We start from the raw sequence: 26,127 nt of genomic DNA, 5'->3' as shown, positions 1-26,127 counted from the left end.
AATGGCGTGAGCCTATGATACGTAACAGCGGTATAATCACAGAAAGCCATGCAGAGCTTGATGTAAAAGTTTATGAGCACTTTAGGCATGGTAAAACTGCTTTAGTCACGCAAGGTGGAGGGCAGAGAGGGATTTTTACCGCTGGCGTTTTAGACGCCTTTTTACTTTCCAACTTCGATCCTTTCGATGAATTCTATGGCACCTCTGCCGGAGCACTCAACTTATGTTCTTACTTGTGTCGTCAACATGGCATGGGCAAAGCTTTTATTACCGAGCTGACAACGTCTCCTGAATTTTTTAATCTGTTTCGCTATATCCGAAAGCAGCAGTACTTAGGTTTAGAGTGGGCATTAGAACGGATTCAAGATTTCCCATACAAGCTTGACCTTGATTTAGGTCGCAGTGCATTGGGAAAACGAGGAGCGTTTGCTGCGGTAACGAATATAGAGACGCTATCAGATCAATATCTACCAATCTTGGATGACTCGTGGTTTAACACTATGCTAGCGACATGTGCGATTCCCAAGTTGTACCACGGACCTGTCGACGTAAATGGCAATAAGTTTGTGGATGGCGGCGTGTCTGCCTCTATCCCTGTACAAGAAGCGTGGCGTCAGAATGCTCGCAACATTATTGTCATTCGCACAGAGCCGTTTTCAGAGATTGAAGCGAGAGCCCAAAGTGAAGTGGGGGATGTGCCTGTCGAATGGTATCGGGAGTCTATCAACTCAGTACAGCAATCATGGCAGCAAAAAGTGAATCAGTGGAAGCTGGATTGGGCGTCGTTCTTCCAACAAAAAATTAATGCAGCACATCAATCGAAGCTTGCAGGGAAAATGCTGTTAAATGGAGGTCGTTGGTTGTTCGGTGCCGATAACTTGTATCGTTTAAGTCATCTGATTGGTGAGAATTTTGATTCAGGTTTAGCCGACATGCTGATGATTCATTATCAAACATTTGAGCTCACTCAGGCCTTTATATCTGCTCCACCTGACGACACTTTTATTTTACAAGTTGCGCCTAAAGAGGGACTTCGTTCTTCTTCTTTGTTAAGTGACCAAGAGTCACTAGAGCATGACTATCAACTTGGGCTTCAAGCTGGGTTTAACCTAGTTCAACTCTATGACCAGCTGGATGTTGAAATTGATGGTAGAGAGAGTGCATAAACCTTCTTACGTTCACGATGTGCGCAATATACAAAGCATATAAATAAGGCTCCATTTTCGGAGCCTTATTTGCGGGTTCTTGTGGTTAACTCCGGTTAGGTATAACGACTACGCTTGTAGAATGCGCATGCAGTTGGTTGAGCCCACAACATCCATTACATCGCCTTGAGTAATAATGACTAAATCACCTTTGTGCAAGAACCCTTGCTCTTTAAGGCTAGTAATCGCTGCTTGAGCCGTTGGTAAACCCGCATCACTTTTTGACTCGAAATATACAGGTGTCACGCCTCGGTATAATGCTGCTCGATTTAGTGTCGATTCATTCCGTGATAAGGCAAATATTGGCAAGCCAGAGCTTAAGCGAGACATCATCAACGCAGTCCTGCCGGACTCAGTTAACGAGATCATCGCTTTAATTCCTTCCATGTGATTCGCAGAGTACATGGTTGCCATTGCGATGGTTTCTTCAGCGGTTTCGAAGGTTCTATCTAAGCGATAGGTTGATAGACTTGCCTCCGACATTTTTTCTGCCCCCACACATACTTCGGCCATGGATTTGACCGTTTCTACAGGATATTTACCTGCAGCGGTCTCTCCAGAAAGCATCACCGCGTCAGTGCCGTCTAGAACCGCATTGGCCACATCCATCACTTCAGCACGCGTTGGCATTGGGCTAGTAATCATGGACTCCATCATTTGTGTCGCAGTAATCACGATACGGTTTAAACTGCGTGCGCGGCGAATCAGTTTTTTCTGGACACCTATGAGCTCAGGGTCACCGATTTCTACACCAAGGTCACCACGTGCAACCATCACCACATCGGATGCGAGAATAATGTCGTCAATAGACTCATTGGTCGCGACGGTTTCTGCTCGTTCGACTTTAGCCACTAACATGGCTTCAAGGCCTGCATCTCTGGCTAAGCGTCGAGCGTAATGCATGTCTTCGCCGTTACGCGGGAATGAAATAGCAAGGTAGTCTACTTGAATTGCTGCGGCGGTAAGAATGTCGGCTTTATCTTTCTCTGTGAGCGCATCGGCTGACAATCCGCCGCCTTTTTTGTTGATCCCTTTATTGTTGGACAGTGGACCACCGACAATCACACGGGTATGAACTTTATTACCCTCTACTTTGGTAACTTGCAGCTGAACGCGTCCATCATCGAGTAATAAAATGTCATTTGGTGAAACATCTTGCGGTAGTTCTTTATAATCTAACCCTACAGATTCTTGATTGCCTTCACCTTTTGGTAAATCACTATCTAATGTGAATTTATCGCCCACATTCAAAATGACTTGGCCGTCTTTAAACGTTGATACACGGATTTTAGGGCCTTGTAAGTCACCAAGAATTGCAACCTGACGCCCAAGTCTTGCTGCAATGGTACGGACTTTGTTCGCACGTTGAATGTGGTCTTCACTGGTTCCATGTGAAAAATTCATACGGACAACGTTTGCACCGGCTTTGATGATCTCCTCAAGTATATTGTCCTTATCCGTTGAAGGACCCAGCGTAGTGACAATTTTTGTTCGTCTTAATTTGGAAGTCATAGATTCTCCGATGAATGTGTGTGTAAAGGTAACTTGAACTCTATCCTTACTTTACGCAATCGCTCTCAAGGTTAGCCTCGTTGCTGAGCCCACACCTTAAAGCTATTTGAATATAAGTATATGCACAGAATGTTTACATTAAGAGTAACCCCGGTAAAACAGACAGATATTCGACAGGCAATGGCCTTATTGATAAAAATGCGCTGCTTTAAAGGCACTACTTCATAATTTAGTGAATAAAAATAAGTTATTTTTCAAACAATTTAACAGGAGTAGATTCTTCGTTATTTGATTGAATACACAAACAAACAGGTTTATACGTGATGCTTGTCACGGGGATTTATTAATTCACTTCACAATTAGTTCGCAAAGTAAAAAAATTGTCCCGTTATAGAATTTCGGAGTGCAAGATGTACATGGCTCAACCGGGCCATATTGATCATATCAAACAGGTCAATGCTGGTCGTGTATATAAACTAATTGACCTAAAAGGTCCTATTTCTCGAATTGATTTGTCCAAGCAGAGTGAGCTTGCTCCTGCTAGTATCACCAAAATCACTCGAGAATTAATTGAAGCGCACTTGATTCATGAAACGACAGTACAAGAAGCGACGAGTCGTGGTCGACCTGCTGTCGGTTTGCAGGTCAATAATGAAGGCTGGCAATTTTTGTCAATGCGTTTGGGGCGGGGTTATTTAACCATTGCTTTGCATGAGTTAGGCGGTGATGTACTGATCGATACTAAAATCGAGATACACGAGCTTGACCAAGACGATGTGCTTGAGCGCCTGCTTTACGAAATTGATGAATTTTTTCAGACTTACGCGGATCAACTGGATCGGGTTACCAGTATTGCCCTTACACTGCCTGGTCTCGTGAACTCAGAGCAAGGTGTCGTTTTGCAGATGCCTCATTACAATGTCGAAAATCTTGCTCTTGGACCAGAGATATACAAAGCAACAGGCTTGCCAGTTTTCATTGCCAATGACACGCGAGCTTGGGCATTAGCAGAAAAGCTTTTTGGTCATTCTCAAGATAATGACAACTCCGTTCTTATCTCTATCCACCACGGTTTAGGTGCGGGCATCATTCTGGATGGGCGCGTTTTGCAAGGCCGTCACGGTAACATTGGTGAACTCGGGCATATTCAAATTGACCCAAATGGAAAACGTTGTCATTGCGGCAATATTGGTTGTTTGGAAACCGTTGCCAGTTCTCAAGCAATTCGTGAAGAAGTCGTAAGACGAATCGCTGATGGCGAAGACTCTATTCTTGCTAAACAAGAAGAAATGAGTATTGAGAGCATTTGTGAAGCCGCTGCAAACGGTGATCCTTTGGCCGTCGATGTGATTGAAAAACTTGGACGCTACTTAGGCTCTGCAATTGCTATTGTGATCAACTTATTTAACCCTGAGAAAATCTTGATCGGTGGTGTGATTAACCAAGCAAAAGATGTGCTTTATCCTGCGGTTCGTCGCTGTATCGAAGAGCAGAGTTTACCTGTTTATCACCAAGATCTTGAGCTGGTGGAGTCTCGTTTCTATAAGCAAGCCACAATGCCTGGTGCCGCGTTGATTAAGCAAGCGTTGTACGATGGTCAACTATTGATGAAGGTTGTGGAAGGTTAAGTACTTTTTAACATGATGATGTGCCTGGCTGTTGAGACTGCATTTGTAGGTGATTTAGGGTGAGACTTAACGGCTCACCCTTTTTGATCGCCTATTACTAGAAAGGGAATTTGAGTTATGTTGCATTGCTATATCTGCGCCATTCATGTAATTTCCTAAAAAGCTCAAGTAAATAAACAAAATGGCTTTCAATGTGCTGCGTGACTTTGCGTCTGATGCAAAGAGAAGTAATACGCTAAAACTGTTGTACTTTAAAGCTGTGCTCGAAAAGCCAAATATTTTAAGGTTATTTGGTTATATAACCTTGCTGTGTCTGTACTGATTTCGAGTAAAATAAGAATTATCCATAATTTAGGTAGTAGTATGTCCGGAGTGTTAAATACGGTTGACCAGCGTACAAACTTGGTTGGTGAAAATCGACTAGAGCTTCTGCTGTTCACTTTAAATAGTCGCCAATTGTTTGCGATTAATGTGTTCAAAGTGAAAGAGGTCATCAAGCTGCCACCGTTAACCAAGCTTCCTGGCTCACACTACAACATTCGTGGGGTCGCTTCTTTACGAGGTGAAGCAGTGCCAGTGATTGATTTGCGTGGCGCGATAGGTTTCCCAGCTTTGCGTGGTGAAGCGGAAGAAGAAAATTTGATCGTGACAGAGTACAACCGCACGGTGCAGGGCTTCTTAGTCGGTCCGGTTAAAAACATTATTAATACGGCATGGACTGAAATTCAGCCGCCTCCTTCCACGTCTGGTCGCTCGAATTACCTCACGGCTATCACGCAAATTAAAGAGGGGGATGCCTCTCAAATTGTCGAAATTATTGACGTTGAAAAAGTTTTAGCAGAGATCGTACATTACGACGTGACTATCTCGGAGGACATTCTCGATCAAGAATTGGCCCAAGCAATGGTCGGGCGTAATGTTCTGATTGTGGATGATTCCTCTACAGCTCGTAATCAAGTTCGCGATACGCTTTCTCAATTGGGTATGAATATCATCGAGTGCCGTGACGGGCTAGAAGCGTTAACGGTTTTAAAACGTTGGTGTGATGAAGGTAAAGATGTAGAAAAAGAGCTGTTGATGATGATTACGGATGCTGAAATGCCTGAAATGGACGGTTATAAACTGACCCATGAAGTGCGCCAAGATCCACGTATGTCTAAGTTGTTTATCACATTGAACACTTCTCTGAGCGGTAGTTTTAATGAAGCCATGGTACAAAAAGTAGGCTGTGATCGCTTTATATCTAAATTCCAACCGGATCTGCTGGTTGAAGTTGCTCAAGACCGATTACGCCAGATGCTTTCTAAAAGTGCATGATTAGATCTAGTGAAATCAGAGGGAGCGCACCTCTCTCTGATTTTTAACATTTCTCTCCTTAATTCCTCTGTACTAATGGAAATCCCGAGATTTACTTTGTAGATTGTTCAAGTAGTGCGTGCAATCCATCAACTTGCCAGCAATAACGTGTGTGACTTCTCCCTCTTTTTCAAGAATGCCTTTCACCATTAATACTTTAGCGCCTAAATACGCTTGCTTTTGGGCTCGTGCTGTCGCTTGCCAAACGACCACATTAATGTTGCCCGTGTCATCTTCTAACGTAAAAAATGTCACGCCAGCGGCGGTGCCTGGAGATTGTCTTCCTGTTACCACACCTACCACTGTGACCAGTGACTTATGCGGTTTCTCTGTCAGTTGCCTCATGCGGGTAAAGTGAGGGAGTTTGCCCGTTTCTTCTAATAATTTAATTGGATGGCGGCTAAGAGATAGTCCCGTGCTTGCGTAATCCTCAATTAAATTTTCATATTCAGAGGGTTGAGTCTGGTAGCTAACATTGGGTTCTTCGACCTTGTGAAACAATGGTAGGTCAGATAAGGAATCCATTGCTGCCCAGCGAGCGTTATAACGATTTCCCGATAAGGCCTGAAATGCATTGGCTGAAGCCAATAATTCAATGTCACTTCGGCTTCTTAATATCTGCTTTACTTCTTGAATCGATCGGTAACCATTAAGTGGTTTGCGCTCAATAAGCCTTTGTGCGCTTTCTGCGTTAAAGCCTTTCACCAAGCGAAAACCAAGTTGCACGCCGAGCCTGCCATTCGGACGTGAGACGAGATGATGTTGATATTTTGAATGATTGACGCACACCGGCAATACTTCGACGCCATGTCTGCGAGCATCTTGTACTAATTGCGATGGGCTATAAAATCCCATTGGTTGGCTGTTCAATAATGCAGTGTAAAATTCGGCTGGGTAATAATATTTTAACCATGCAGAACAATATGCCAGCACTGCGAAAGACGCTGAATGACTTTCAGGGAAGCCGTACTCACCAAAGCCGCAAATCTGATCGAAAATGCGCTCAGCAAACGCTAAGTCATAACCTCTCTCTTGCATACCATTGATCAGTTTTGGTCTGAATTTAGCGAGATCGCCATTCTTTTTCCATGATGCCATCGCTCGACGGAGTTGATCGGCCTCGCCGCCGCTAAACCCTGCGGCTACCATGGCTAGCTTGATGACTTGCTCTTGGAAAATAGGGACGCCCATAGTCCGCTCCAGAACGCTTTTTACTTCTTCCGATGGATAACTGACAGGCTCTTTGTGATCTCGTCGTTTTAAAAAAGGATGCACCATATCACCCTGAATAGGGCCTGGACGAACAATTGCAATTTGAATCACTAAGTCGTAATAACAAGCAGGCTTTAGGCGAGGAAGCATGCTCATTTGTGCACGAGATTCTATTTGGAATACGCCTATCGTGTCAGCTTTTTGGATCATGCGGTACACGTGTGGATCATCTTGTCGGCGAGTGATCTCGGAAATCGAGAGGGATCGCTGGTGATGTTTCTCGACCAGTTGAAAGCACTTTTTGATGGCGTTTAACATGCCGAGTGCGAGTACATCGACTTTTAGTAGCTTCAAGCTTTCTAAATCGTCTTTATCCCATTGAATGATAGTGCGATCTTCCATCGAGGCATTTTCAACAGGTACCAACTCATATAAAGGGCCAGATGAAATTACAAAGCCACCTACGTGCTGAGATAAATGGCGTGGGAAGCCAATGATCTCGTTGACCAATTGGATAAACTGCTGCCCTTTGAGAGATTCTGGTTGTAAGCCAAGTTCAATAATTTGAGCTTGCCAGCCTTGGCTGCGATCTCGGCGATTAACGTTCTTAACGAAAAAATCTAATTGCGTCTCTTCAATCCCTAGTGCTTTACCGACTTCACGCACGGCACTTTTAAAGCGATAGCTGATCACGGTTGCAGCAAGTGCTGCACGCTCACGACCATATTTTTTGTAAATATACTGGATAACTTCTTCACGGCGCTCGTGTTCAAAGTCCACATCAATATCCGGCGGTTCCTTACGTTCTTTACTGATAAATCGTTCGAATAAGACAGCGATTTGTCGAGGATCGACGGCGGTAATTTCCAGGCAATAACACACCACAGAGTTTGCAGCGGAACCTCGCCCTTGGTAAAGAATGCCTTGCTGTTTCGCGAACATTACGATGTCGTGAATAGTAAGGAAGTAGTAGTGGTATTTAAGCTCTTGAATAAGCGCCAGTTCATTCTCGATGGTTTGATTGACTTCTGCTGGCACGCCTTCAGGAAAACGCAGCTTTTTACCACGTTCGACCAACATACGTAAGTAAGAGTCGGGTGTATAACCATCTGGGATCAGCTCGGTAGGATATTCGTATTTTAAATCGGAGAGCTTAAACTCGCATAAATCGGCGATGTAAGTACTTTCTTCCAGCCATTCTGGTTTGTAAATCCGAATCAACTTTTTAAAAGGACGAAGCGCTCGCTCAGTATTCGAAATACGGTCAAAACCGAGTTTATCGACGCTACACCCATGTTTTATAGCAGTAAGTACATGCTGTAATGGCAAGCGTTCAACGTCATGCATGAGAACGCCTCCGCAGGCAGTTATAGGTAATTGAAATTCATGTGCTAACTGCTCGCAGTGCGCAATGTACTCAGTATCGTTGTTACTCAAATGGCGCTGAATCGCTACCCACAAACGATTAGCGTGGTGTTGATTGAGCCAGCGCCCCCAATAGTGATCACTCTCTTGATGTGTGGGCAGCCACAATACCAAACAATGTCGAACCGACATCAAATCCCATTCGAACAGTTGATAGTTGCCTTTTTCACTGCGTCTTCTTGCGTTTGTGATGATACGACACAACTCGGCATAAGCCTTGCGACAAGGGCAAAGCAGTACGATTTGGCATTCATCATTTAACCAAAACATACTTCCAACGATTTGTTTGATATCGAGTTTATGTTGTTCGATGGTTGCATGGGCTTTGACAACGCCCGCGACTGAACATTCATCCGTTATAGCTAGAGCTTGATAGCGATAGAAAGCAGCTTGGAGTACCAGATCTTCTGCATGAGAAGCCCCAGTCAAAAAAGAGAAGTTAGACTGACAAAATAGTTCCGCGTAACTCATAATGATCCAACAAAAATAACTGTCGATTTAACAAAAATAGCCATGAAGAAACCAGTGCTTGTGCTGATCGCGAAATATCCATAACCAGCGGCCTTGCTTGGTGTGTGCAATGTAGTAATCACGCATGATCTCATCACCATCCCACCACCCAGAAACTATTCGCTCAGGTCCGTGGACCAAAGAAACTTGTTCTTGCAATACAATGGGAGTGGGTAATTGCATTGCGGGGCGTAGTATGGAGGGTATGGCGTGCCCCTTTTTATCTGGAGCATCAGCAGGGCGATACTGACTGGCCTTTTCTGGTCTAGGATCGCAAGCAATATTGGGTTTTAAAACGGCACTTTTCCCCAATTTAGCTTGCAGTAAAGAGAGCAGCTCTAAAGCATTCATGTTTCCTTTCTGCCCAGCAAAGAGATCGCGTGATGCACTAAGAGGCTCACCTTGACGGATGACTTTTAACGTTAGCCCTGTGACTGGGCCATTAAGCGAGAGTGATTCTAAGCTTAAACTCGCTAACTGTTGCCAACGCTGACATAGGTAATCACCTTGCGCAGAAGTGAGTTGAAGGTGTTGCTCTTGTTTCTCACGCTGGTGGAGTGTTAAACACAGTTCAAAAGCGACCTTATCTCTTAATTTTAGAAAGGTTTCGAGTTGACGAAGTAATTTGGTCAACGGCTTTTTAATCCACTGAACGTTTTCGATCTCAAACAAGAGCTCTAAATAAACTTGGAAGGATTCGGTAGGGTGATAAAAGTCGACAGGGTGTTTAAACTGCCCAGTCAGTCGACCAACGTAGTTCACCAAATCGATATCAAAGCGTCGTGCGATGTCTTGCAATGGCAGTTCAAGCAGGTTTTGCAATGTGGTGACGCCTACACGTTGTAACTTCTCTACGGTAGCGTTTGATAAATCTGTCAGTTTTAACGGTAGTGGTGATAAAGCTTTTTGTATGGCAGATTTGTCTTCACTGATGACGTTCGCTCCTGATATTGCCATCAATTTGGCAGCAAAAGGCGAAAAACCACATCCGAATTGAAAACTCAGTTTCAGCTCCGATAAGTGAGCTCTGACTTTATTCCAATAGTTTTCAAGCCCTTCATACAGAGCGAGCATTGGAGTAGCACGCAGCAAAATACCTTGGTTTGGCATCAACACAACGTCAGATGTGATCAAATACAGCCATTGAGCAATTTCTTGTAACTTGCTCAATTCGGTGTGCGGATGATAAGGATGCACTTGTAAATCTCGACACAAGGACGCAGCACTGCCTAGGCCCATACCAGGCTTAATGCCTTGTTGTTCGGCAATCTCGTTGTATTGAAGAATCTGGCAACGTTGGCTTTCGACAATCACCACGGGTTGTTCTTGGTTATCACCAAAGAGTGCGTCTAGCTGCAGGCGAGGGAAGTGCAAGTAAATCCACAGAGCCATATCACTAACCTTGGTTCGCCAGTGGGAAATTGACCACAGTCGAGTGCACAGTTTCAGATGATGGTTTCACCAGTTGCGGGTAATGGTGTTGGAAGCCGATACTAACGCTACCTCTATTCCAGCCTCCTTTCCTTTTCAGCACTTCAACATTAATCCCTTGCTCGTCGCCTTTCAGTTTTAAACTGAGTGACACAGGCAAAGACAAGCGGTTGATAGTATCTGTTTTAAGCATAAAGAGAGGGCAACTCCCTTGTTCACTTGCTACCTGTAAGCGTTTCACTTGATGTATTTCAAGCTCTTCTTGCCATAACAAAACATTACTGCATACCCCACTTTTCAGACATTGCTCTGCAGCCCAAAGAGCATCTTTGGGGTGAGTTGGAGTAACAACCCACACTTGGTTTATATCCAACCCGATGTAGTGTAAAAACAGAGAATTCACTAGCGCAGGTGGTTGAATAAATGCGGTCATACCATTGGTCTGAGTGGCTTTTAAATAGGGAGCGAGCAAACGCAATTCACCAATACTACCAATAGATTCCATCTCCACTACGCCATGAGGTGGAAAGCCTCCGCCGAGCAAATCATCTAATTCAGAAAAACCGGAACTAGTCTGCAACTGCTGAGGATCTGCTTTCGTTAAATTTGCTTGCCAAACAAGGTGTTGGCTTTTTAAGTTCTGAATAATATCTTGCATAATAAATACCTGTATATATGTACAGTATATTTCTGTGGGAGAAAGTCGCAAGATTTTTATGAAGAGAGAAATGAAAAAAGGCAGCGTTTGCTGCCTTTTCAATCGATTATGTGAGGTAACCTGAATGAGTTATTTACGCTTCGGTTGAGCGTCGATGCACTGACCGTTCACATCGGTAACCGCAGGATCCATTAAGTGCAAATATAGCGGCATGATATCCAGTGGCGTTTTGAGAGTATTCGCATCTTCACCCGGATATGCTTTTTCACGCATGCGAGTACGAGTGGCACCAGGGTTAATTGCGTTAACGCGGATCGGTGTATCACTCAGCTCGTCAGCTAAAACTTGCATCATGCCTTCTACGGCAAATTTAGAGATAGCGTATGGCCCCCAGAATGCGCGGCCAGAGTGGCCGACGGTTGAAGAGGTAAAGATAATACGCCCAGCTTCTGATTTACGCATCACAGGCAGTAATGCTTGAGTCATTAGCACTTCGGCTTTCACGTTGATCTGCATGATATCGTCGAAGTCTTCCTCTTTGATTTGATCAAATGGACACAGCGAACTCAAGACACCTGCGTTGTGTAATAGACCATCCAAGCGACCAAACTGTCCTTCGATTGTCTCTGCCATATCAATGTAATTCTGCTGAGTTGCACCCTTGAGATCCAATGGAATGATAGCAGCTTGTGGATAGCCAGCAGCTTCAATCTCATCATAGATAGATTCAAGGTTTTGCACATTTCTACCCAAGAGAATAACAGTTGCACCGTGCTCGGCATAAGAAAGCGCGGCTTGACGGCCGATGCCATTACCAGCGCCAGTAACAAGAATGACTTTACCTTTTAGAGCATCAGCTGAAACGGAGTAGTTCACGGCGATAAATCCTTATTATTGTAAGAGGGTCCATGATAGTTAATTGACGCTAAAAAACGCCTGTTTCTCAATGGAAAATCTTGGTAATCGTGACAAGATGGTTACAATACACCAATTCATGTGTTATACCAATTCCAGAACTTTCGTTAGGTATGCTATCAATCAGAACAAGTGGTTACAAACCGCGCTGCCTTCTCGCTGATGTTTCTGCGTAACATACTAACGTCATCTGAAATGAGATAAAGGAGCTCTCGTTGGAATTTTTATTAGATTATGGTCTGTTTCTGGCCAAAATTATCACGGTGGTTGCTGCGATAATTGTTCTGCTCATTATTGCAAAATCGGCTGGTGGCAAATCGGGTGCGGCGAAAGGGGAGTTAGAGATTACCAACCTTTCAGAGCAACACAAACAATCTGTTGAGCAGTTAGAGCATCATTTGCATGACGATGCTTTCATCAAGGCTCGAGATAAAGCCGTCAAGAAAGAAGAAAAAGAGAAGAACAAATCTCGCGAGAAAGAAATCAAACAAGCGAGCAAAGACGGTTCATTAGATAGCAAGCGTGAACCACACCTATTTGTTCTTGATTTCAACGGTAGCATAGACGCAAAAGAAGTCGCGTCTCTACGTGAAGAAATCACCGCTATTTTGGCTGTCGCACGTGAAGGTGATGAAGTGTTACTTCGCTTAGAGTCTGGCGGTGGTATGGTTCATGGTTACGGCCTTGCCTCTTCTCAACTGGACCGAATCAAAGCTGCGGGTCTTCCTCTGACCATCTCTGTTGACAAAGTTGCGGCAAGTGGCGGTTACATGATGGCATGTGTAGCAGATAAAATTGTTTCTGCACCATTTGCAATTGTGGGTTCTATTGGCGTTATCGCACAGATTCCTAACTTCAACAAACTGTTGAAGAAACATGACATTGAGTACGAACAACTAACAGCGGGTGAATATAAACGCACGCTAACGATGTTCGGTGAGAATACCGATAAAGCGCGCGATAAGTTTAAGCAAGAACTTGAAGAAACACATGTCTTGTTTAAAGACTTCATCCGTGAGCGTCGTCCTAGTTTGGACCTAGACAAAGTAGCCACTGGTGAGCACTGGTTCGGCACACAAGCGAAAGAGCTTGGTTTGGTGGATGACATTAGTACATCTGATGATATCGTTGTTGCGTCATGCAAAGATAAAACTGTACTTTCTGTGCATTATGTACAAAAGAAAAAACTGGCCGACAAGCTAGCAGGTGTGGCGGGTAAAGTCGCTGATAGTGTGATTTTAAAGTTAGCTGAGCGTGGTCAAAAGCCGATTGTTTAATCGAGCTTAAGTTCATGACATTTAAAACGGCGAGGGCGGAAGCTCTCGCCGTTTTTGTTGAACTTTATGTTTATTGATGAATCCAATTACGCATTAGGTGTAATGCTTTACACGACATTTTTCCTCGCTCCAAAGACTGATTACCCGTATAATGTGCGCCTCGAAAACCGAGCAAATTGCTGAAAAGAAACTATTGGTGGAGAAGAACATGTCCTCTCAAACTCCGGTTGTAACCGTAGATGGACCTAGTGGTGCAGGTAAAGGCACTTTATGTATGTTGCTGGCGAAAAAGTTGGGTTTCCAACTCTTAGATTCTGGCGCAATTTATCGTGTACTTGCACTCGCTGCGATTCACCACGGTGTCGACACCGAGTCAGAAGATGCTCTTGTCCCACTAGCAACACACCTAGACGTTCAATTTATCGCGGAAGGTGACTTAGTTAAGGTCATTCTAGAAGGCGAAGATGTGTCAGGGGAGCTTCGTAAAGAAGAAACGGGTATGGCAGCATCTAAAGTTGCGGCTTTGCCACGTGTTCGTGAAGCATTACTACGTCGTCAGCGTGCATTTGAGACCGCTCCGGGTCTGGTTGCTGATGGTCGTGATATGGGCACAATTGTATTCCCGAGTGCGCAAGCAAAAATCTTCCTTGATGCGAGTGCTGAAGAGCGTGCAAATCGACGCCTTAAACAGTTGCAAGAGAAAGGGTTAGATGTTAGATTTGCTGACCTTTTAAGCGAGATCCAAGAGCGTGACGACCGAGATCGTAACCGCCCAGTGGCGCCATTACGCCCTGCTGAGGATGCGCTTGTGCTAGATTCTACGTCGATGACTATCGACGAAGTAGTAGAAAAGGCACTACAATATATCGAATCGAAGCTAGCTGAGTAATAATACTCGACTAGGCTAAGAGCGTTGGTCGCAAGGATGATGACTGGCGAATTTAATAACCCCATGCGGTAGGATACCCGTGGAAGTTTAATTTATTGAAGATTAATTAAATGACTGAATCTTTTGCTCAACTCTTTGAAGAGTTTCTAAACGAAACAGAATTCCAACAAGGCAGCATCGTTAAAGGTACTGTAGTAGCTATCGAGAACGGTTTCGTTCTTGTTGACGCTGGTCTTAAGTCTGAATCTGCTATCCCTGCTGAACAGTTCAAGAACGCTGCTGGCGAACTTGAAGTTGAAGTTGGCGCTGAAGTAGACGTAGCTCTAGACGCTGTTGAAGATGGTTTCGGTGAAACTCAACTTTCTCGTGAGAAAGCTAAGCGTCACGAAGCTTGGATCGTACTTGAGAAAGCTTACGAAGAAGCTGAAACTGTTGTTGGTATCATCAACGGTAAAGTTAAAGGCGGTTTCACTGTTGAACTAAACGGTATCCGTGCTTTCCTTCCTGGCTCTCTAGTAGACGTACGTCCAATCCGCGACACTGCTCACCTAGAAAACAAAGAGCTAGAGTTCAAAGTTATCAAACTTGACCAAAAACGTAACAACGTAGTTGTTTCACGTCGTGCAGTTATCGAATCAGAGAACAGCGTTGAGCGTGACGAGCTTCTAGAAACTCTACAAGAAGGTTCTGAAGTTAAAGGTATCGTTAAGAACCTTACTGACTACGGTGCGTTCGTTGACCTAGGTGGCGTTGACGGTCTTCTACATATCACTGATATGGCTTGGAAGCGCGTTAAGCACCCATCTGAAATCGTTAACGTTGGTGACGAGATCCAAGTTAAAGTTCTTAAGTTCGACCGTGAGCGTACTCGCGTATCACTAGGTCTTAAGCAACTAGGCGAAGATCCATGGGTAGCAATCGCTAAGCGTTACCCAGAAGGTCACAAACTAACTGGTCGCGTAACTAACCTAACTGACTACGGCTGCTTCGTTGAAATCGAAGAAGGCGTTGAAGGTCTAGTTCACGTTTCAGAAATGGATTGGACTAACAAGAACATCCACCCTTCTAAAGTTGTTAATGTTGGCGACGAAGTTGAGGTTATGGTTCTTGAAATCGACGAAGAACGTCGTCGTATCTCTCTAGGTCTGAAACAGTGTAAAGCTAACCCATGGCAGTCATTCGCTGAAGCACAAGCTAAAGGCGACAAAGTTACTGGTAAGATCAAGTCTATCACTGACTTCGGTATCTTCATCGGTCTAGAAGGCGGCATCGACGGTCTAGTTCACCTATCTGACATTTCTTGGAATGTTGCTGGCGAAGAAGCTGTACGTGAGTACAAGAAAGGCGACGAGATCTCTGCAGTTGTTCTAGCAGTAGACGCTGAGCGTGAGCGCATCTCTCTAGGCATCAAGCAAATGGAAAATGACCCATTCAATGCTTACGTTGCTGACAACAAGAAAGGTGTTCTAGTTAACGCTACTGTAACTGCTGTTGACGCTAAAGGCGCTACTGTTGAAATCGCAGAAGGCGTTGAAGGTTACATCCGTGCTTCTGAAGTATCACGCGATCGCGTAGAAGATGCTTCTCTAATCCTAAGCGCTGGTGATGTTGTTGAAGCGAAGTTCACAGGTGTAGACCGTAAGAACCGCGTAATCAACCTATCTATCAAAGCTAAAGACGAAGCTGACGAGCAAGAAGCAATGGCATCTATCAACAAGCAAGATGACAATGCATTCGGTAACGCAATGGCTGACGCTTTCAAAGCTGCTAAAGGCGAATAATATACTCGCTTAAGCAAAAAAGGAGCCGCAAGGCTCCTTTTTTATATTTGGTCATATTTAAGTAGTAATACTAATGACAGTAAACTATCTTAATAAAAGGCATTTCTTCATTGCGCATTTTGCATAAAATTTGTCTAGAATTGTCAGCAAGTGTTTGTTGGAATTAGTATTACTTACTATAATAAGTGATAAAGATACTCAAAGAGGGCAACTATGACTAAGTCTGAACTGATTGAAAGACTCTGCGCTGAGCAAACACACTTATCAGCGAAAGAGGTAGAGGATGCTGTAAAAGATATTTTAGAGCACATGGCCTCTACACTAGAGAGCGGTGACCGTATCGAGATCCGTGGCTTTGGTAGTTTTTCTCTTCATTACCGCGAGCCTCGCGTAGGTCGTAACCCTAAAACGGGCGATAAAGTGGAATTGGAAGGTAAATACGTTCCACATTTCAAACCTGGTAAAGAACTTCGTGAGCGTGTAAATATTGGTTAATGCACTCTTATTAGTTTGAAAAAAGCGGCATACGTTTGTGTATGCCGCTTTTTTGTAATGTATCCAAGTTAGTCATACATCCAAGATCGTTTACTAATCTAATTGTGGATTCAGCTGTTTTCTATACCCAAATAACTTTAACTTCTAAGCATGTCTACAAACTAAGCATCTTGAGGTTACTTGGGTATAGATTATTGCTAATATACGTAGTCTGAAGAAGCATTTTCCTGCATAATCTTACCGACTTACTCCTAGAAGGGTGATGTAACATGAAAATTATAAAAATCGTTGCTGTTTTAGCTCTCTTTTTAATTGCATTGGCGTTAGGTTCCCAAAACCAAGAGCTCGTGACTTTTAACTATCTTCTAGCAAAAGGAGAGTTCCACTTATCTACGCTATTAGGTGTAGTATTTGTGGTTGGCTTTGCTTTAGCGTGGGTTACCTTTGGTAGCATCCAACTGAAAACTCAGCTACAGGTCCGTCGTTTAAAGAAAAAACTGAAAAAGTACGAACCAACTGAATCAAACAACGCTGCTGATAAGCCAGCCATTGAAAAACAGGCATAAGGATAAGGCTTAACTTTAATGCTTGAACTACTCTTCTTGTTGTTGCCTATAGCTGCTGCGTATGGCTGGTATATGGGGCATCGCAGCGCTCAGCAAGACAAGCAGAAGCAATCTCATCAAATCTCTCGTCAGTATATGACGGGTCTTAATCTGTTGCTCTCTGACCAATCAGATAAGGCTGTCGATCACTTTATTGAATTGCTCCAAGTTGATAACGAGACCATCGATACTCACCTTGCGTTGGGTAACCTGTTCCGGTCTCGTGGTGAAGTCGACCGCGCAATCAGAATTCACCAAAATCTTATTTCTCGTTCAGGCTTAACACTGGACCAAAAGAACCTCGCCCTTCAACAGTTAGCGAAAGACTACATGGTCTCAGGTTTTCTTGATCGTGCAGAGAAAATCTTCGAACAGTTAGTCGAAGAGCCAGATTACAAAGAGGCGGCTCTTCAACAATTAGTGACCATTTATCAGCAAACACGAGAATGGGAAAAGGCGATTTATTACGCGAACCAATTGGCTAAGTTAGGTAATAAACGCTCAAGGATGCGTGCAAATATTGCCCATTTTTGGTGTGAAATAGCCATGCTCGACCAAGCTGATGGGAATACTAATAAGGCAATACAGCATTTTAAAAAAGCGTTAGCGGAAGACCCGAAGTGTGTTCGAGCAAGTATTGCTTTGGGACGAATTTATCTAGAGTCTGAAGACTATAAGCACACCATCAAATATCTGACAGGGGTACTTGAGCAAGATAAAGACTTTATCAGTGATGTCTTGCCAACTATTGCAGAATGCTATCATCATCTGGGTCAGGAAGATGAACTTGTCGAGTTTCTGCGAGCTTGTATTGATAAGAAAGCTGGCGTATCAGCCGAGTTGATGTTGGCTCAATTAGTTGCTCATCACGAGAACGTTGGGGCTGCTCAAGAGTTACTGACGAAACAATTGCTGAAAAACCCAACCATGAAGGGCTTCTACCGTTTAATTGACTACCACATTGCAGAAGCAGAAGATGGTCGAGCGAAAGACAGCCTATCAACACTACAAGCGATGGTGGGTGAACAGTTAAAAGTGAAACCACATTACCGATGCCGGAAGTGTGGATTTTCTACCCATTCCCTTTATTGGCATTGTCCGTCCTGTAAAGGATGGGGGACGATCAAGCCAATCCGCGGATTGGATGGTGAATAATTCTTAATGCAGCTGGCAGAGTTTCTGTCCGCTGCATTTTTTTAACTTTTTATTTAATAAGAACCAAAACAGTTAGGAGATGAAATGATCGACCAAAAAGTTATTGTCGCACTGGATTATGATAACCAAGCAGATGCACTTGCGTTTGTAGATAGAATTGATCCTGCGTCATGCCGACTAAAAGTTGGCAAGGAGATGTTTACGCTATTTGGTCCTGATTTTGTACGTGAACTCCATAAACGTGGTTTCTCGGTATTCCTAGATTTAAAATTTCACGATATTCCAAACACCTGTTCGAAAGCAGTTCGCGCTGCGGCTGAAATGGGTGTATGGATGGTGAACGTACACGCGAGCGGTGGTGAGCGTATGATGACGGCATCACGTGAAATTCTTGAGCCATATGGTAAAGATCGTCCACTTCTTATCGGTGTAACGGTACTAACCAGTATGGAACAAAGTGATTTAGCTGGTATTGGTTTGAATGTTGCGCCTCAGGAGCAAGTGATTCGTCTAGCAACCTTGACCAAAAACGCGGGCTTAGATGGTGTCGTATGTTCAGCGCAAGAGTCCTCACTACTGAAGAGCGAACTAGGCCAAGAATTTAAATTAGTGACCCCTGGTATTCGACCTGCTGGTTCAGAACAAGGTGACCAACGCCGTATCATGACGCCAGTAGACGCTATCCAATCAGGTTCAGATTATCTTGTGATTGGTCGCCCTATCACTCAAGCGTCAAATCCTGCAGAAGTGCTGAAGTCGATCAATGAGAGCTTATCTAAAATGTAAGCACTGTCTCGATTGTATGGAGAAAAGTGAGGCTAAGATGCCTCACTTTTTATATCGAATGAAAATACTGATCGCGGTAAACAACCATTCCTTTTAACCAGCTATGTCTGATCATTTACTCGCTGTAACTGGTATATCGGGGCCAATTGAGATAAAGGTTCTGCGGTTTATTCTGAGTAAAGTAGGGCTTGGTACTATGCTGATCACACTTTTGTAACATAACTCACTGTGATGCCTCGAAAATGCAATCATGTGTTATTGATGGCTTGCGTTACAAATATCTAAAGAATACTATGGCGAAGATGCATTCACTGCGTTGTAAGGTCTAGGATGACCTAGTGAAACTCTTTGAAATTAATATAGAAGCTGGCAGGACGTCACTTCATATTACGTTCCTATTATTTCCTATCTGCGTATTTTAAATCGCAGCTTTCTGTGAGCTTTCACACGCTGTCTTCCTTGTTACGACCTTAGTGCGCAAACACAACAAGGAAGAAACATGACTAAAAAACTGCCATTTTCAGTACTAGCAACACTGACCGCTGCCAGTTTTCAACTGAGTGCGGCAGAATTGCCAGCTGATATCGAATGGATTTCAAACAACAACGAACCTCTATTTGCCTCTGAAGAAGCGGTACGAGGTGGCACCTATCGCACTTACATTCAGAGCTTTCCGCAAACATTACGAAGTGTTGGTCCAGATGCGAACTCAGGTTTGCGCCAATACTTAATGGATGGTTCACCAAAACTGGCTCAGCGTCATCCAAATACTGGCAAATGGATCCCTCAACTTGCTAAGTCATGGGCATTTGGAGAGGACAACAAAACCGTATTCTTTAAACTCGACGAAACGGCCGAGTGGTCAGATGGTGAAAAAATTACAGCAGATGATTACGTCTTTATGATGAAGTACTACACGTCAAAAGACATTATCGACCCGTGGTATAACGACTTCTTCACAAACAGTATTGTGAGTGTTGAAAAAATTGATGACTACACGATCAAAGTCAATCTTGCTGTAGCTCAAAGTCATGACTCACTTATGGTTATGATTAACATGCCAAGTAATGGTTTTCAGCCTCGTCCTGAACACTTCTTTGAAGGAGAAAAGGACGCAAATAACGATGGCATGCCTGATAACTTCGTCAGAAAGTTTAACTTTAAATCTGAGCCAACCGCAGCGCCTTACTACATTGATCAAGTGAAGAAAGGTAAGAGCGTGACATTCAAACATGTCGGTGAAGATTGGTGGGGATACAACAACCGCTACTATAAAAACCGTTATAACGTTGAAAAGGTTCGCATTAAGGTAATTCGCGATCCTGATATTGCCATGAAGCACTTTGAGAAAGGCAACTTAGACTACTTTGAGATGGTGCTACCAAGCTTTTGGCATGACAAAACCAATAGTGATGTGTACAAAAAAGGCTATATCCAAAAGTACTGGGGCTTTAACGAAGCACCGCAAGGAGCTGGTGGTCTTTGGATGAACACAGCGATGCCGATGTTGGATAACCTAGAAGTGCGTAAAGGTGTTATGGCAGCCACTGACTATGACGGCATGATTGAAAACATCATGCGTGGAGATTATTCACGTAAACCGCATGGACTCGGCTTTGGTCATGGCGAATACGATGATCCTAACAATACACCGCCAAAGTTTGATGCTGATGCGGCGGTTAAACACTTCGAAAAAGCGGGCTTTGACAAAGTGGGCGCAGATGGTATTCGTGTTAACGACCAGGGCCAACGCTTGAGCTTTGCCATCACCTACGGATACAACTCTTGGACACCGCGTATTGCATACCTGAAAGAGCAAGCGAAACTTGCTGGTCTTGAGTTCACGTTAAACTTGGTGGATGGCTCATCTGCGTTTAAATACATTCTTGAGAAAAAGCATCAGCTAGCGTTTTTGAATATGGGCTCTGGTGAGATCCCTGCGTATTGGGAATACCTACACTCGGATAATGCAAATCGACCACAAACGAATGCGCACACCAACTACAGCAGCCCTGAGCTAGACAAGTTAATTGAAGCGTATGACTCTGAGTTTGATCAGGAGAAGCGTTACGACTTGTCGCATCAAATCCAAAACTATGTCAGCAAAGCAAATATCATCGTTCCTGGCTATATGGTGCCTTATTCTCGAGTTGCTCATTGGCGCTGGGTTAAAATTCCTAAAAACGGCATGACAAAAGCGACAGAATGGGTGCTTCATCCAATGGATATCGGTAATTTCTGGATTGATAACCAAGTAAAAGAAGAGACAGAAGAAGCGATGGACGAGGGTAAAACCTTCCCAGAACTAACGGTAATTGATGATCGTTACAAATTGTAAATCAGTAGTTTAGATAGAAAATGATAGCCCCGATAATGAATTTTATCGGGGCTTTCTTTTTTTACTTAATAAGGTAAGACACTTCTAAAAGGTAGGTTTTTGCATCACCAAGCAAAAAGAACGCTCTATCGATGGTTTTAAATCGATCATCAAGCGAGTCGCTGGATATCAGCTGGCTGAATGTTTGCAACGAAAAAGCTTCGTTTGCTTTGAAGAACTGATGTACGTTTTCAAGCTGAACTTTATGAATATGCTCCACCTTATTTAGGGCGGTGGTTAAATCGGAAATGTTAATCGACATTGCTACTCGGGAACCTTATCAATAAGACCTATATGAGGTCATAGAGTGGGGTTTTATATTTTGCGACAGAGAGTAACACCGAAGAGCAATTTATAGTCTGATGAAGATCAATTTGCCTTATTTAAGCATCTGTAACGCGACACTAGACGTGTACCTAGAGCTAGTACACGTTACAACGCTTGAATATAGGCTAGGGTTTCACCTGATCAAAAGTAAAAGCCAAGTCCGACTAAAAGCCCTTGAGAAGCCGTATCATATTCAAATACTCCCTCATTTTTGTAATCAACCCAGGTCGACTTGTAAGCTAAGTTGAGATCAGACCATTCGTTAAAGCGATAACGAACACCAGTTTGAATGGCATAAGTGAAGTGAGTATCGTTGCCAAGTCCGGCGTCGATACTGGCATGAAATCGCCAGTTTTCGCTCAATTCATCAATGAGTCGCAAGCCAACTAAAAAATCGACCCAATCTTCTTGTAATGACAGTCTATCTTCTAGTACCCGGTTATCATTGCGATACAGTTTGCCGGTGATGTCATTGTCCCACCAACGTAATCCAAACATATAATCCAGTTTACCAAATGAATATTGTTCGCGTTGGAATGCCTTTGCTTCTAGAACACCTTGCCGTATTTCGATGTCCGCACGATAACGAGCGTTAGGCAGAGCGCCCTTGATATTATTAACATCACCACTTAAGTTCATGAAACTATAATCTATGTAGTAGCCCCACTTACTTTGGTAAATACTCTCGAATCGCAACATCGCCCCAATATCGAGGTGGTCTACGATGAACTTAGGATCGACATCCACCTCTGATGAAAAGCGACCAATACTGGTATCCCCGTGGATATTCAGTCCTAGCATGTACACTTCTATGCTATTTCGCCAACGAGATTCTTGTGTCTCGGCTGAGAGCGCTACTGATGTAGGTAATACAAGAATGAGTGAGGAGAGTGATAGCAGGTTACATGGTTTCATCCAATTTCCTTTTCGGCTTTTCGTCAGCTTTCAGCTTAGTAGAAGTCGCTACACTCTGCATAAAAAAGGGAAGCAACTTGCTTCCCTGTAATTAACATTGATTTAGAGTTGTTTGGCAATGTCTGAGGTTAGGCTTTCTAAGCCTATGGATAAAGCGTTGACGAGCGCTTCATAGCCCTCATCTTGAAGCGGCTGTGAGATTTGTATTGGCGCGCTGTTTTCTACCTTACCTTCGGCATTAATGAGTAACCATTCCCCCTCAATTTCGATATTACCTTTGTAGCTGCCATTAAATTTATTTAACGTAAGCTGGAGTTTGGCTTCACCGCTTTGATCCAACAGATTATTCATTTCAGCCGGCCAGTAATGACTTTGCTTGTGACGCAGCTCCGCGACGACTCTCTGAGTGATTTGCTCAGAAATACTGTGCGCCCATTGATTGTGTTTCGCCTGAATAACTTGGGTCTCAGAGGTTCGATAAACAATGCCATTATCATTCAAATAACTCGCCAATGTCACTGGACGAACAACTAAAGTTGGGCGCTGAGCGATATCAGAAGAGCTCAGCGTCACTGGTTCCGCCTTAGGTAGAAGGTACATAGCTCCTTTAGTTTGCGGAGCGCTACTGCAACCCGTTAGACCGACAAATAGCGCGATAGACAGAAAGAATACTCGTTTCATTAGTTTTGGCCTTTAACTGGTATTGGGTCACTGATTTCATCTTCTCCAAACACAAGAGAGTTTGGCTTTTCGTTTAGCTGTTTAAGTACGGGTTTAAACTCTGTCATCACGCTTTCTAATTCTTTTAGCGTGGCTTCCATTTCGCTGTACATGGTTGAGTTGGGCCCATAACCATCGAGTGTTTTTTGTAATTGCTGTAAGCTTTGGCGAATATCTGTTGGGATCTCTTGCGTCTCTTTTTGATTCAAAAGTTTATCAATACTGTCCGCCACGCGTTCTGCTGAAGCTAACGTTTTTTCGGACGTTTTTAACGTTGAATTGAGAGAGTCTAGTGTTTCTTCCATTGGTAAGTTATTAATCTTATTGAGGAAGTCGTTCACTTGGCGCTGAACCTGCGCAAAACCACCACGCATGGTTGGGAAAACATCTAAATCAGCAAACTTACTCGGTACGTAAGGCTCGTCGTTTGGATAGAAGTCGGCGTCAACATACAGTGCGCCTGTTAATAAGTTACCTGTTTTTAAAGTACCACGTAGGCCTTTAGCAAACTCACTCTTCAATTTATCTTTTAACATTGGTAAAGATTGGGATTGGAAATCGCCATAAACACGGCCGAGCTCGATACGTACCAATACAGGAATTTTTTTCGCAGAAAAGTTCTCTTCTGGGATTGGAAGTCGCATTGGTACACGCATCACAGTACCAATTCTCAAGCCTCGATATTCGACAGGTGCCTTACGTTTAAGTCCTCGTACCGATTCATCAAAAAGCATAACGAATTCAATATAATCATCGTACATGCCTTCTCGAAGTTGTTTAATATCATCGTACAAGCGGAAGTTGACCATATTTTCAGTGAGCTGTTCACCGGATTCAAGACCTGGAACGGTATCGAAGGTAACACCACCCGTTAGCATGCTCTCTAATGAGCCAAACTTGACTTCGAACCCTTCAGCATTGAGCTGTAAATCTACGCCAGAATTCAGCCAGAACTTGGTACGAGTGCGCACTAAGCTGTCATAAGGCTTGAAAATAAAGAGTTGGTATAACGCTTTGCGAGTGTCAACATCAAAGCTAGTTTTCTCTACACGACCAACCGTAAAGCCTTTATAAATGACGGGGTCACCAACGCCTAGCTTACCAGCCTCGCGGTGTGTTAACACAAGGCGTAACCCCTCTGCATCAGGAGAGGCCACTGGGGGAACATCTAAGACCGTAAAGCGCTCTTTCTCTATTTTAGATTTACCCGGCTGAAGTTGGATATAAGCGCCAGAGAGCAAGGTCTCTAAACCTGAAACGCCATCACGGCCAATACGAGGCTTCACCACCCAAAACATGGTGTCATCTCGCAGCATGCGTTCTGCATCCTTGTTCATTTGTGCCTTAGCGATGATGTGATCGTAATTTTCACTGAGAGTGACTTCAGTAATCAGTCCGACTTTTACATTCAATGCTCGGATTTCGGTTTTGCCAACCTCAATCCCATCTGCGGTTGGCAGTTGGAGAGTAATTTGTGGGCCTGTACTGTTGATATATTGGAACAGCATCCACGCTCCCATGGCTAGCGCAAGGATCGGGACAATCCATATCGCAGAAATCTGCTTTTGCGGTTTTATTTGAGCGGTTACGTTGTTCTCATCACTCATATTTGGCTTTCTCGTTTAAGTTGTCAGAAATCGGCTCCTGCACTTCGTTTTGTGGCAATTGCCACAACAAACGTGAGTCAAATATCATTGCAGAAAGCATAGTAAAAATGACCACTGCCGCGAAAGAGAGCGCAGCAGGACCTGGATAAATCGCCATTAAGTTTTGCAGCTGAACCAGTGCAACTAAGATCGCGACGACGAAGATATCGATCATGGACCAACGACCAATAAACTCAGTTATGCGGTAGATCTTTAAGCGTGAAATACTCTCTTCGTGCGGAAGATATCGCGCTTTTTGCGCATTGTAATACAGCCACGCGAGTGCCAGCATTTTCGCCATTGGAATAAATACGCTAGCAAAGAAAATTACCATCGCAATAGGGTAAGAACCTAAATGCCAAAGCAATATTACCCCCTCCATGATAGTTGAACCTTCTGCATGTCCAAGGCTTACGGTGTACATCATAGGGTAGAGGTTCGCAGGGATATAGAAAATGACTGAAGCAAACAAAAGCGCCCAAGCTTTTTGTAAATTGTCTGCGGGGTTGTATTTGTGAATAGGGCTTTTACAACGAATGCAGTGTTGGTGTTTTTTAGCTTCAATAGGGTTGAGCTGGTGACACGTATGACAACCAATATGGTTGAGGTTATGGTGCGTATCACCCTCTTTTACATCAGATAGCTCGATAGCTGGAATAAAGTGCCCCCAGAGCCAGCTTTTGTCGACCATTGATATGCATTTGACTACCAGAACGGTATATACACAAAACGCCCAGAATGAAGTGCCCATTCCTATGTCTGCGAGGGAAGCGATTTTAATTAAGCTGACCAACACGCCAATCAAAAAGACATCCACCATTAACCAGGGTTCGACTCGAAACAGAAGACGGCATAAAACTTTTGCCATTCGTTGCTGCTTTCTAGAGGGGGTATGTTTACGTGCTTTTAATGCTTCAAGGTGAAGAAAGAGAATGAGACCAACATAGATTGCAGGCAAAACGATAACTGTTGCGAGTAGCAGCACACCCAAAAGCACATTTTGAAACTCAGCCAGCATTTTGGCAGCGTGCAACAAGGTGATTTCTTGCGACAACCCTTGCACGCTGAACGACATAAAAGGGAAAGAAATGCTTAGCACTAACATGATCAAACATGCCGATGATATGGCGATCACGCTTTGGTAAGGCTTGGCATTCACTTTAGTCAGCGAATGCGAACATCGAGGACATTGTGCTTTTTGCCCCTGTTCGATATCGGGAATGCGAACAACAAGGCCGCACTCTTCGCATGAAATTAACTGACGGGAATTAGGTTGAATACTCATCGGGTAGGTTTTAGATT

The 26,127-nt window shown here is 43.7% G+C and carries 21 protein-coding genes; 11 read left to right on the top strand and 10 right to left on the bottom strand.

Annotated features, from left to right (window positions below; genetic code table 11):
- The first annotated feature begins 14 nt into the window (after positions 1 to 14).
- A complete protein-coding gene (locus R7P69_RS12155; protein ID WP_005372971.1) occupies positions 15 to 1,166 on the top strand; it encodes a patatin family protein in 1,152 nt (383 codons plus the stop codon).
- 108 nt (positions 1,167 to 1,274) lie between these two features.
- On the opposite strand, the gene pyk is transcribed toward R7P69_RS12155, so the two are convergent.
- Positions 1,275 to 2,717, bottom strand: a complete 1,443-nt coding sequence (gene pyk, locus R7P69_RS12150) for a pyruvate kinase (RefSeq protein ID WP_005372972.1) — start codon at positions 2,715 to 2,717, stop codon at positions 1,275 to 1,277.
- A gap of 410 nt (positions 2,718 to 3,127) precedes the next feature.
- Between pyk and R7P69_RS12145 the strand changes: the two genes are divergently transcribed.
- Together R7P69_RS12145 and R7P69_RS12140 are read left to right on the top strand one after the other, a co-directional pair.
- The gene (locus R7P69_RS12145) at positions 3,128 to 4,345 is read left to right on the top strand and encodes an ROK family protein (RefSeq protein ID WP_005385828.1); all 1,218 of its coding nucleotides are present in this window, start codon (positions 3,128 to 3,130) and stop codon (positions 4,343 to 4,345) included.
- 363 nt (positions 4,346 to 4,708) lie between these two features.
- Positions 4,709 to 5,662 carry a chemotaxis protein CheV gene (locus R7P69_RS12140; protein WP_005372976.1) on the top strand — a complete coding sequence of 318 codons (954 nt, stop codon included), beginning with the start codon at positions 4,709 to 4,711 and terminating at the stop codon, positions 5,660 to 5,662.
- A 72-nt stretch (positions 5,663 to 5,734) separates the two neighbouring features.
- On the opposite strand, the gene R7P69_RS12135 is transcribed toward R7P69_RS12140, so the two are convergent.
- The 4 genes from R7P69_RS12135 to R7P69_RS12120 form a co-directional block, all read right to left on the bottom strand.
- Positions 5,735 to 8,809: an error-prone DNA polymerase gene (locus R7P69_RS12135; RefSeq protein ID WP_170893521.1), complete on the bottom strand. Its 3,075-nt coding sequence runs from the start codon at positions 8,807 to 8,809 to the stop codon at positions 5,735 to 5,737.
- Between the two features lie 27 nt (positions 8,810 to 8,836).
- Positions 8,837 to 10,240 carry a Y-family DNA polymerase gene (locus tag R7P69_RS12130; protein WP_238952036.1) on the bottom strand — a complete coding sequence of 468 codons (1,404 nt, stop codon included), beginning with the start codon at positions 10,238 to 10,240 and terminating at the stop codon, positions 8,837 to 8,839.
- A gap of 4 nt (positions 10,241 to 10,244) precedes the next feature.
- Positions 10,245 to 10,937 (bottom strand): translesion DNA synthesis-associated protein ImuA, encoded by a 693-nt coding sequence (gene imuA, locus R7P69_RS12125; RefSeq protein WP_186584799.1) that lies wholly within the window; start codon positions 10,935 to 10,937, stop codon positions 10,245 to 10,247.
- Between the two features lie 129 nt (positions 10,938 to 11,066).
- Positions 11,067 to 11,813 carry a YciK family oxidoreductase gene (locus R7P69_RS12120; RefSeq protein WP_005372980.1) on the bottom strand — a complete coding sequence of 249 codons (747 nt, stop codon included), beginning with the start codon at positions 11,811 to 11,813 and terminating at the stop codon, positions 11,067 to 11,069.
- Between the two features lie 254 nt (positions 11,814 to 12,067).
- Between R7P69_RS12120 and sohB the strand changes: the two genes are divergently transcribed.
- The 8 genes from sohB (at position 12,068) to R7P69_RS12080 (ending at position 21,178) form a co-directional block, all read left to right on the top strand.
- Positions 12,068 to 13,129, top strand: coding sequence for a protease SohB (sohB, locus tag R7P69_RS12115; protein WP_238952035.1), 1,062 nt, complete (start codon positions 12,068 to 12,070; stop codon positions 13,127 to 13,129).
- Between the two features lie 208 nt (positions 13,130 to 13,337).
- Positions 13,338 to 14,018: a (d)CMP kinase gene (gene cmk / locus R7P69_RS12110; protein WP_021033981.1), complete on the top strand. Its 681-nt coding sequence runs from the start codon at positions 13,338 to 13,340 to the stop codon at positions 14,016 to 14,018.
- 110 nt (positions 14,019 to 14,128) lie between these two features.
- Complete coding sequence (gene rpsA / locus R7P69_RS12105; RefSeq protein ID WP_005385817.1) at positions 14,129 to 15,799, top strand: 30S ribosomal protein S1; 1,671 nt, start codon at positions 14,129 to 14,131, stop codon at positions 15,797 to 15,799.
- Positions 15,800 to 16,012: 213 nt separating this feature from the next.
- Positions 16,013 to 16,294, top strand: a complete 282-nt coding sequence (ihfB, locus tag R7P69_RS12100; RefSeq protein WP_005385816.1) for an integration host factor subunit beta — start codon at positions 16,013 to 16,015, stop codon at positions 16,292 to 16,294.
- A gap of 269 nt (positions 16,295 to 16,563) precedes the next feature.
- Positions 16,564 to 16,860, top strand: a complete 297-nt coding sequence (locus tag R7P69_RS12095) for a LapA family protein (protein WP_053304243.1) — start codon at positions 16,564 to 16,566, stop codon at positions 16,858 to 16,860.
- An 18-nt stretch (positions 16,861 to 16,878) separates the two neighbouring features.
- Complete coding sequence (lapB, locus tag R7P69_RS12090; protein ID WP_005376665.1) at positions 16,879 to 18,054, top strand: lipopolysaccharide assembly protein LapB; 1,176 nt, start codon at positions 16,879 to 16,881, stop codon at positions 18,052 to 18,054.
- An 84-nt stretch (positions 18,055 to 18,138) separates the two neighbouring features.
- Positions 18,139 to 18,840 carry an orotidine-5'-phosphate decarboxylase gene (gene pyrF / locus R7P69_RS12085; protein WP_017821659.1) on the top strand — a complete coding sequence of 234 codons (702 nt, stop codon included), beginning with the start codon at positions 18,139 to 18,141 and terminating at the stop codon, positions 18,838 to 18,840.
- Positions 18,841 to 19,339: 499 nt separating this feature from the next.
- On the top strand, positions 19,340 to 21,178 hold the full coding sequence (locus R7P69_RS12080; protein WP_054574788.1) for an extracellular solute-binding protein: 1,839 nt from the start codon (positions 19,340 to 19,342) through the stop codon (positions 21,176 to 21,178).
- Between the two features lie 61 nt (positions 21,179 to 21,239).
- On the opposite strand, the gene R7P69_RS12075 is transcribed toward R7P69_RS12080, so the two are convergent.
- From R7P69_RS12075 to R7P69_RS12055, 5 genes are all read right to left on the bottom strand, one after another.
- The gene (locus R7P69_RS12075; protein ID WP_054574787.1) at positions 21,240 to 21,479 is read right to left on the bottom strand and encodes a hypothetical protein; all 240 of its coding nucleotides are present in this window, start codon (positions 21,477 to 21,479) and stop codon (positions 21,240 to 21,242) included.
- A gap of 206 nt (positions 21,480 to 21,685) precedes the next feature.
- On the bottom strand, positions 21,686 to 22,459 hold the full coding sequence (locus tag R7P69_RS12070) for a hypothetical protein (RefSeq protein WP_005385811.1): 774 nt from the start codon (positions 22,457 to 22,459) through the stop codon (positions 21,686 to 21,688).
- 102 nt (positions 22,460 to 22,561) lie between these two features.
- Positions 22,562 to 23,140, bottom strand: coding sequence for a membrane integrity-associated transporter subunit PqiC (locus tag R7P69_RS12065; protein ID WP_054574786.1), 579 nt, complete (start codon positions 23,138 to 23,140; stop codon positions 22,562 to 22,564).
- Positions 23,140 to 24,786 (bottom strand): intermembrane transport protein PqiB, encoded by a 1,647-nt coding sequence (pqiB, locus tag R7P69_RS12060; protein WP_238952034.1) that lies wholly within the window; start codon positions 24,784 to 24,786, stop codon positions 23,140 to 23,142. The genes R7P69_RS12065 and pqiB overlap by 1 nt, the downstream gene beginning before the upstream one ends.
- Positions 24,779 to 26,110 carry a paraquat-inducible protein A gene (locus R7P69_RS12055; protein ID WP_238952033.1) on the bottom strand — a complete coding sequence of 444 codons (1,332 nt, stop codon included), beginning with the start codon at positions 26,108 to 26,110 and terminating at the stop codon, positions 24,779 to 24,781. Before R7P69_RS12055 ends, pqiB begins: the two co-directional genes overlap by 8 nt.
- Between the last annotated feature and the right edge of the window lie 17 nt (positions 26,111 to 26,127).

The organism is Vibrio sp. 661 (assembly GCF_033339315.1).
In the GTDB taxonomy this organism is placed as follows: domain Bacteria; phylum Pseudomonadota; class Gammaproteobacteria; order Enterobacterales; family Vibrionaceae; genus Vibrio; species Vibrio alginolyticus.
Note: the sequence above shows the minus strand (reverse complement) of the source record. Positions and strands in the feature narration are given on the sequence as shown.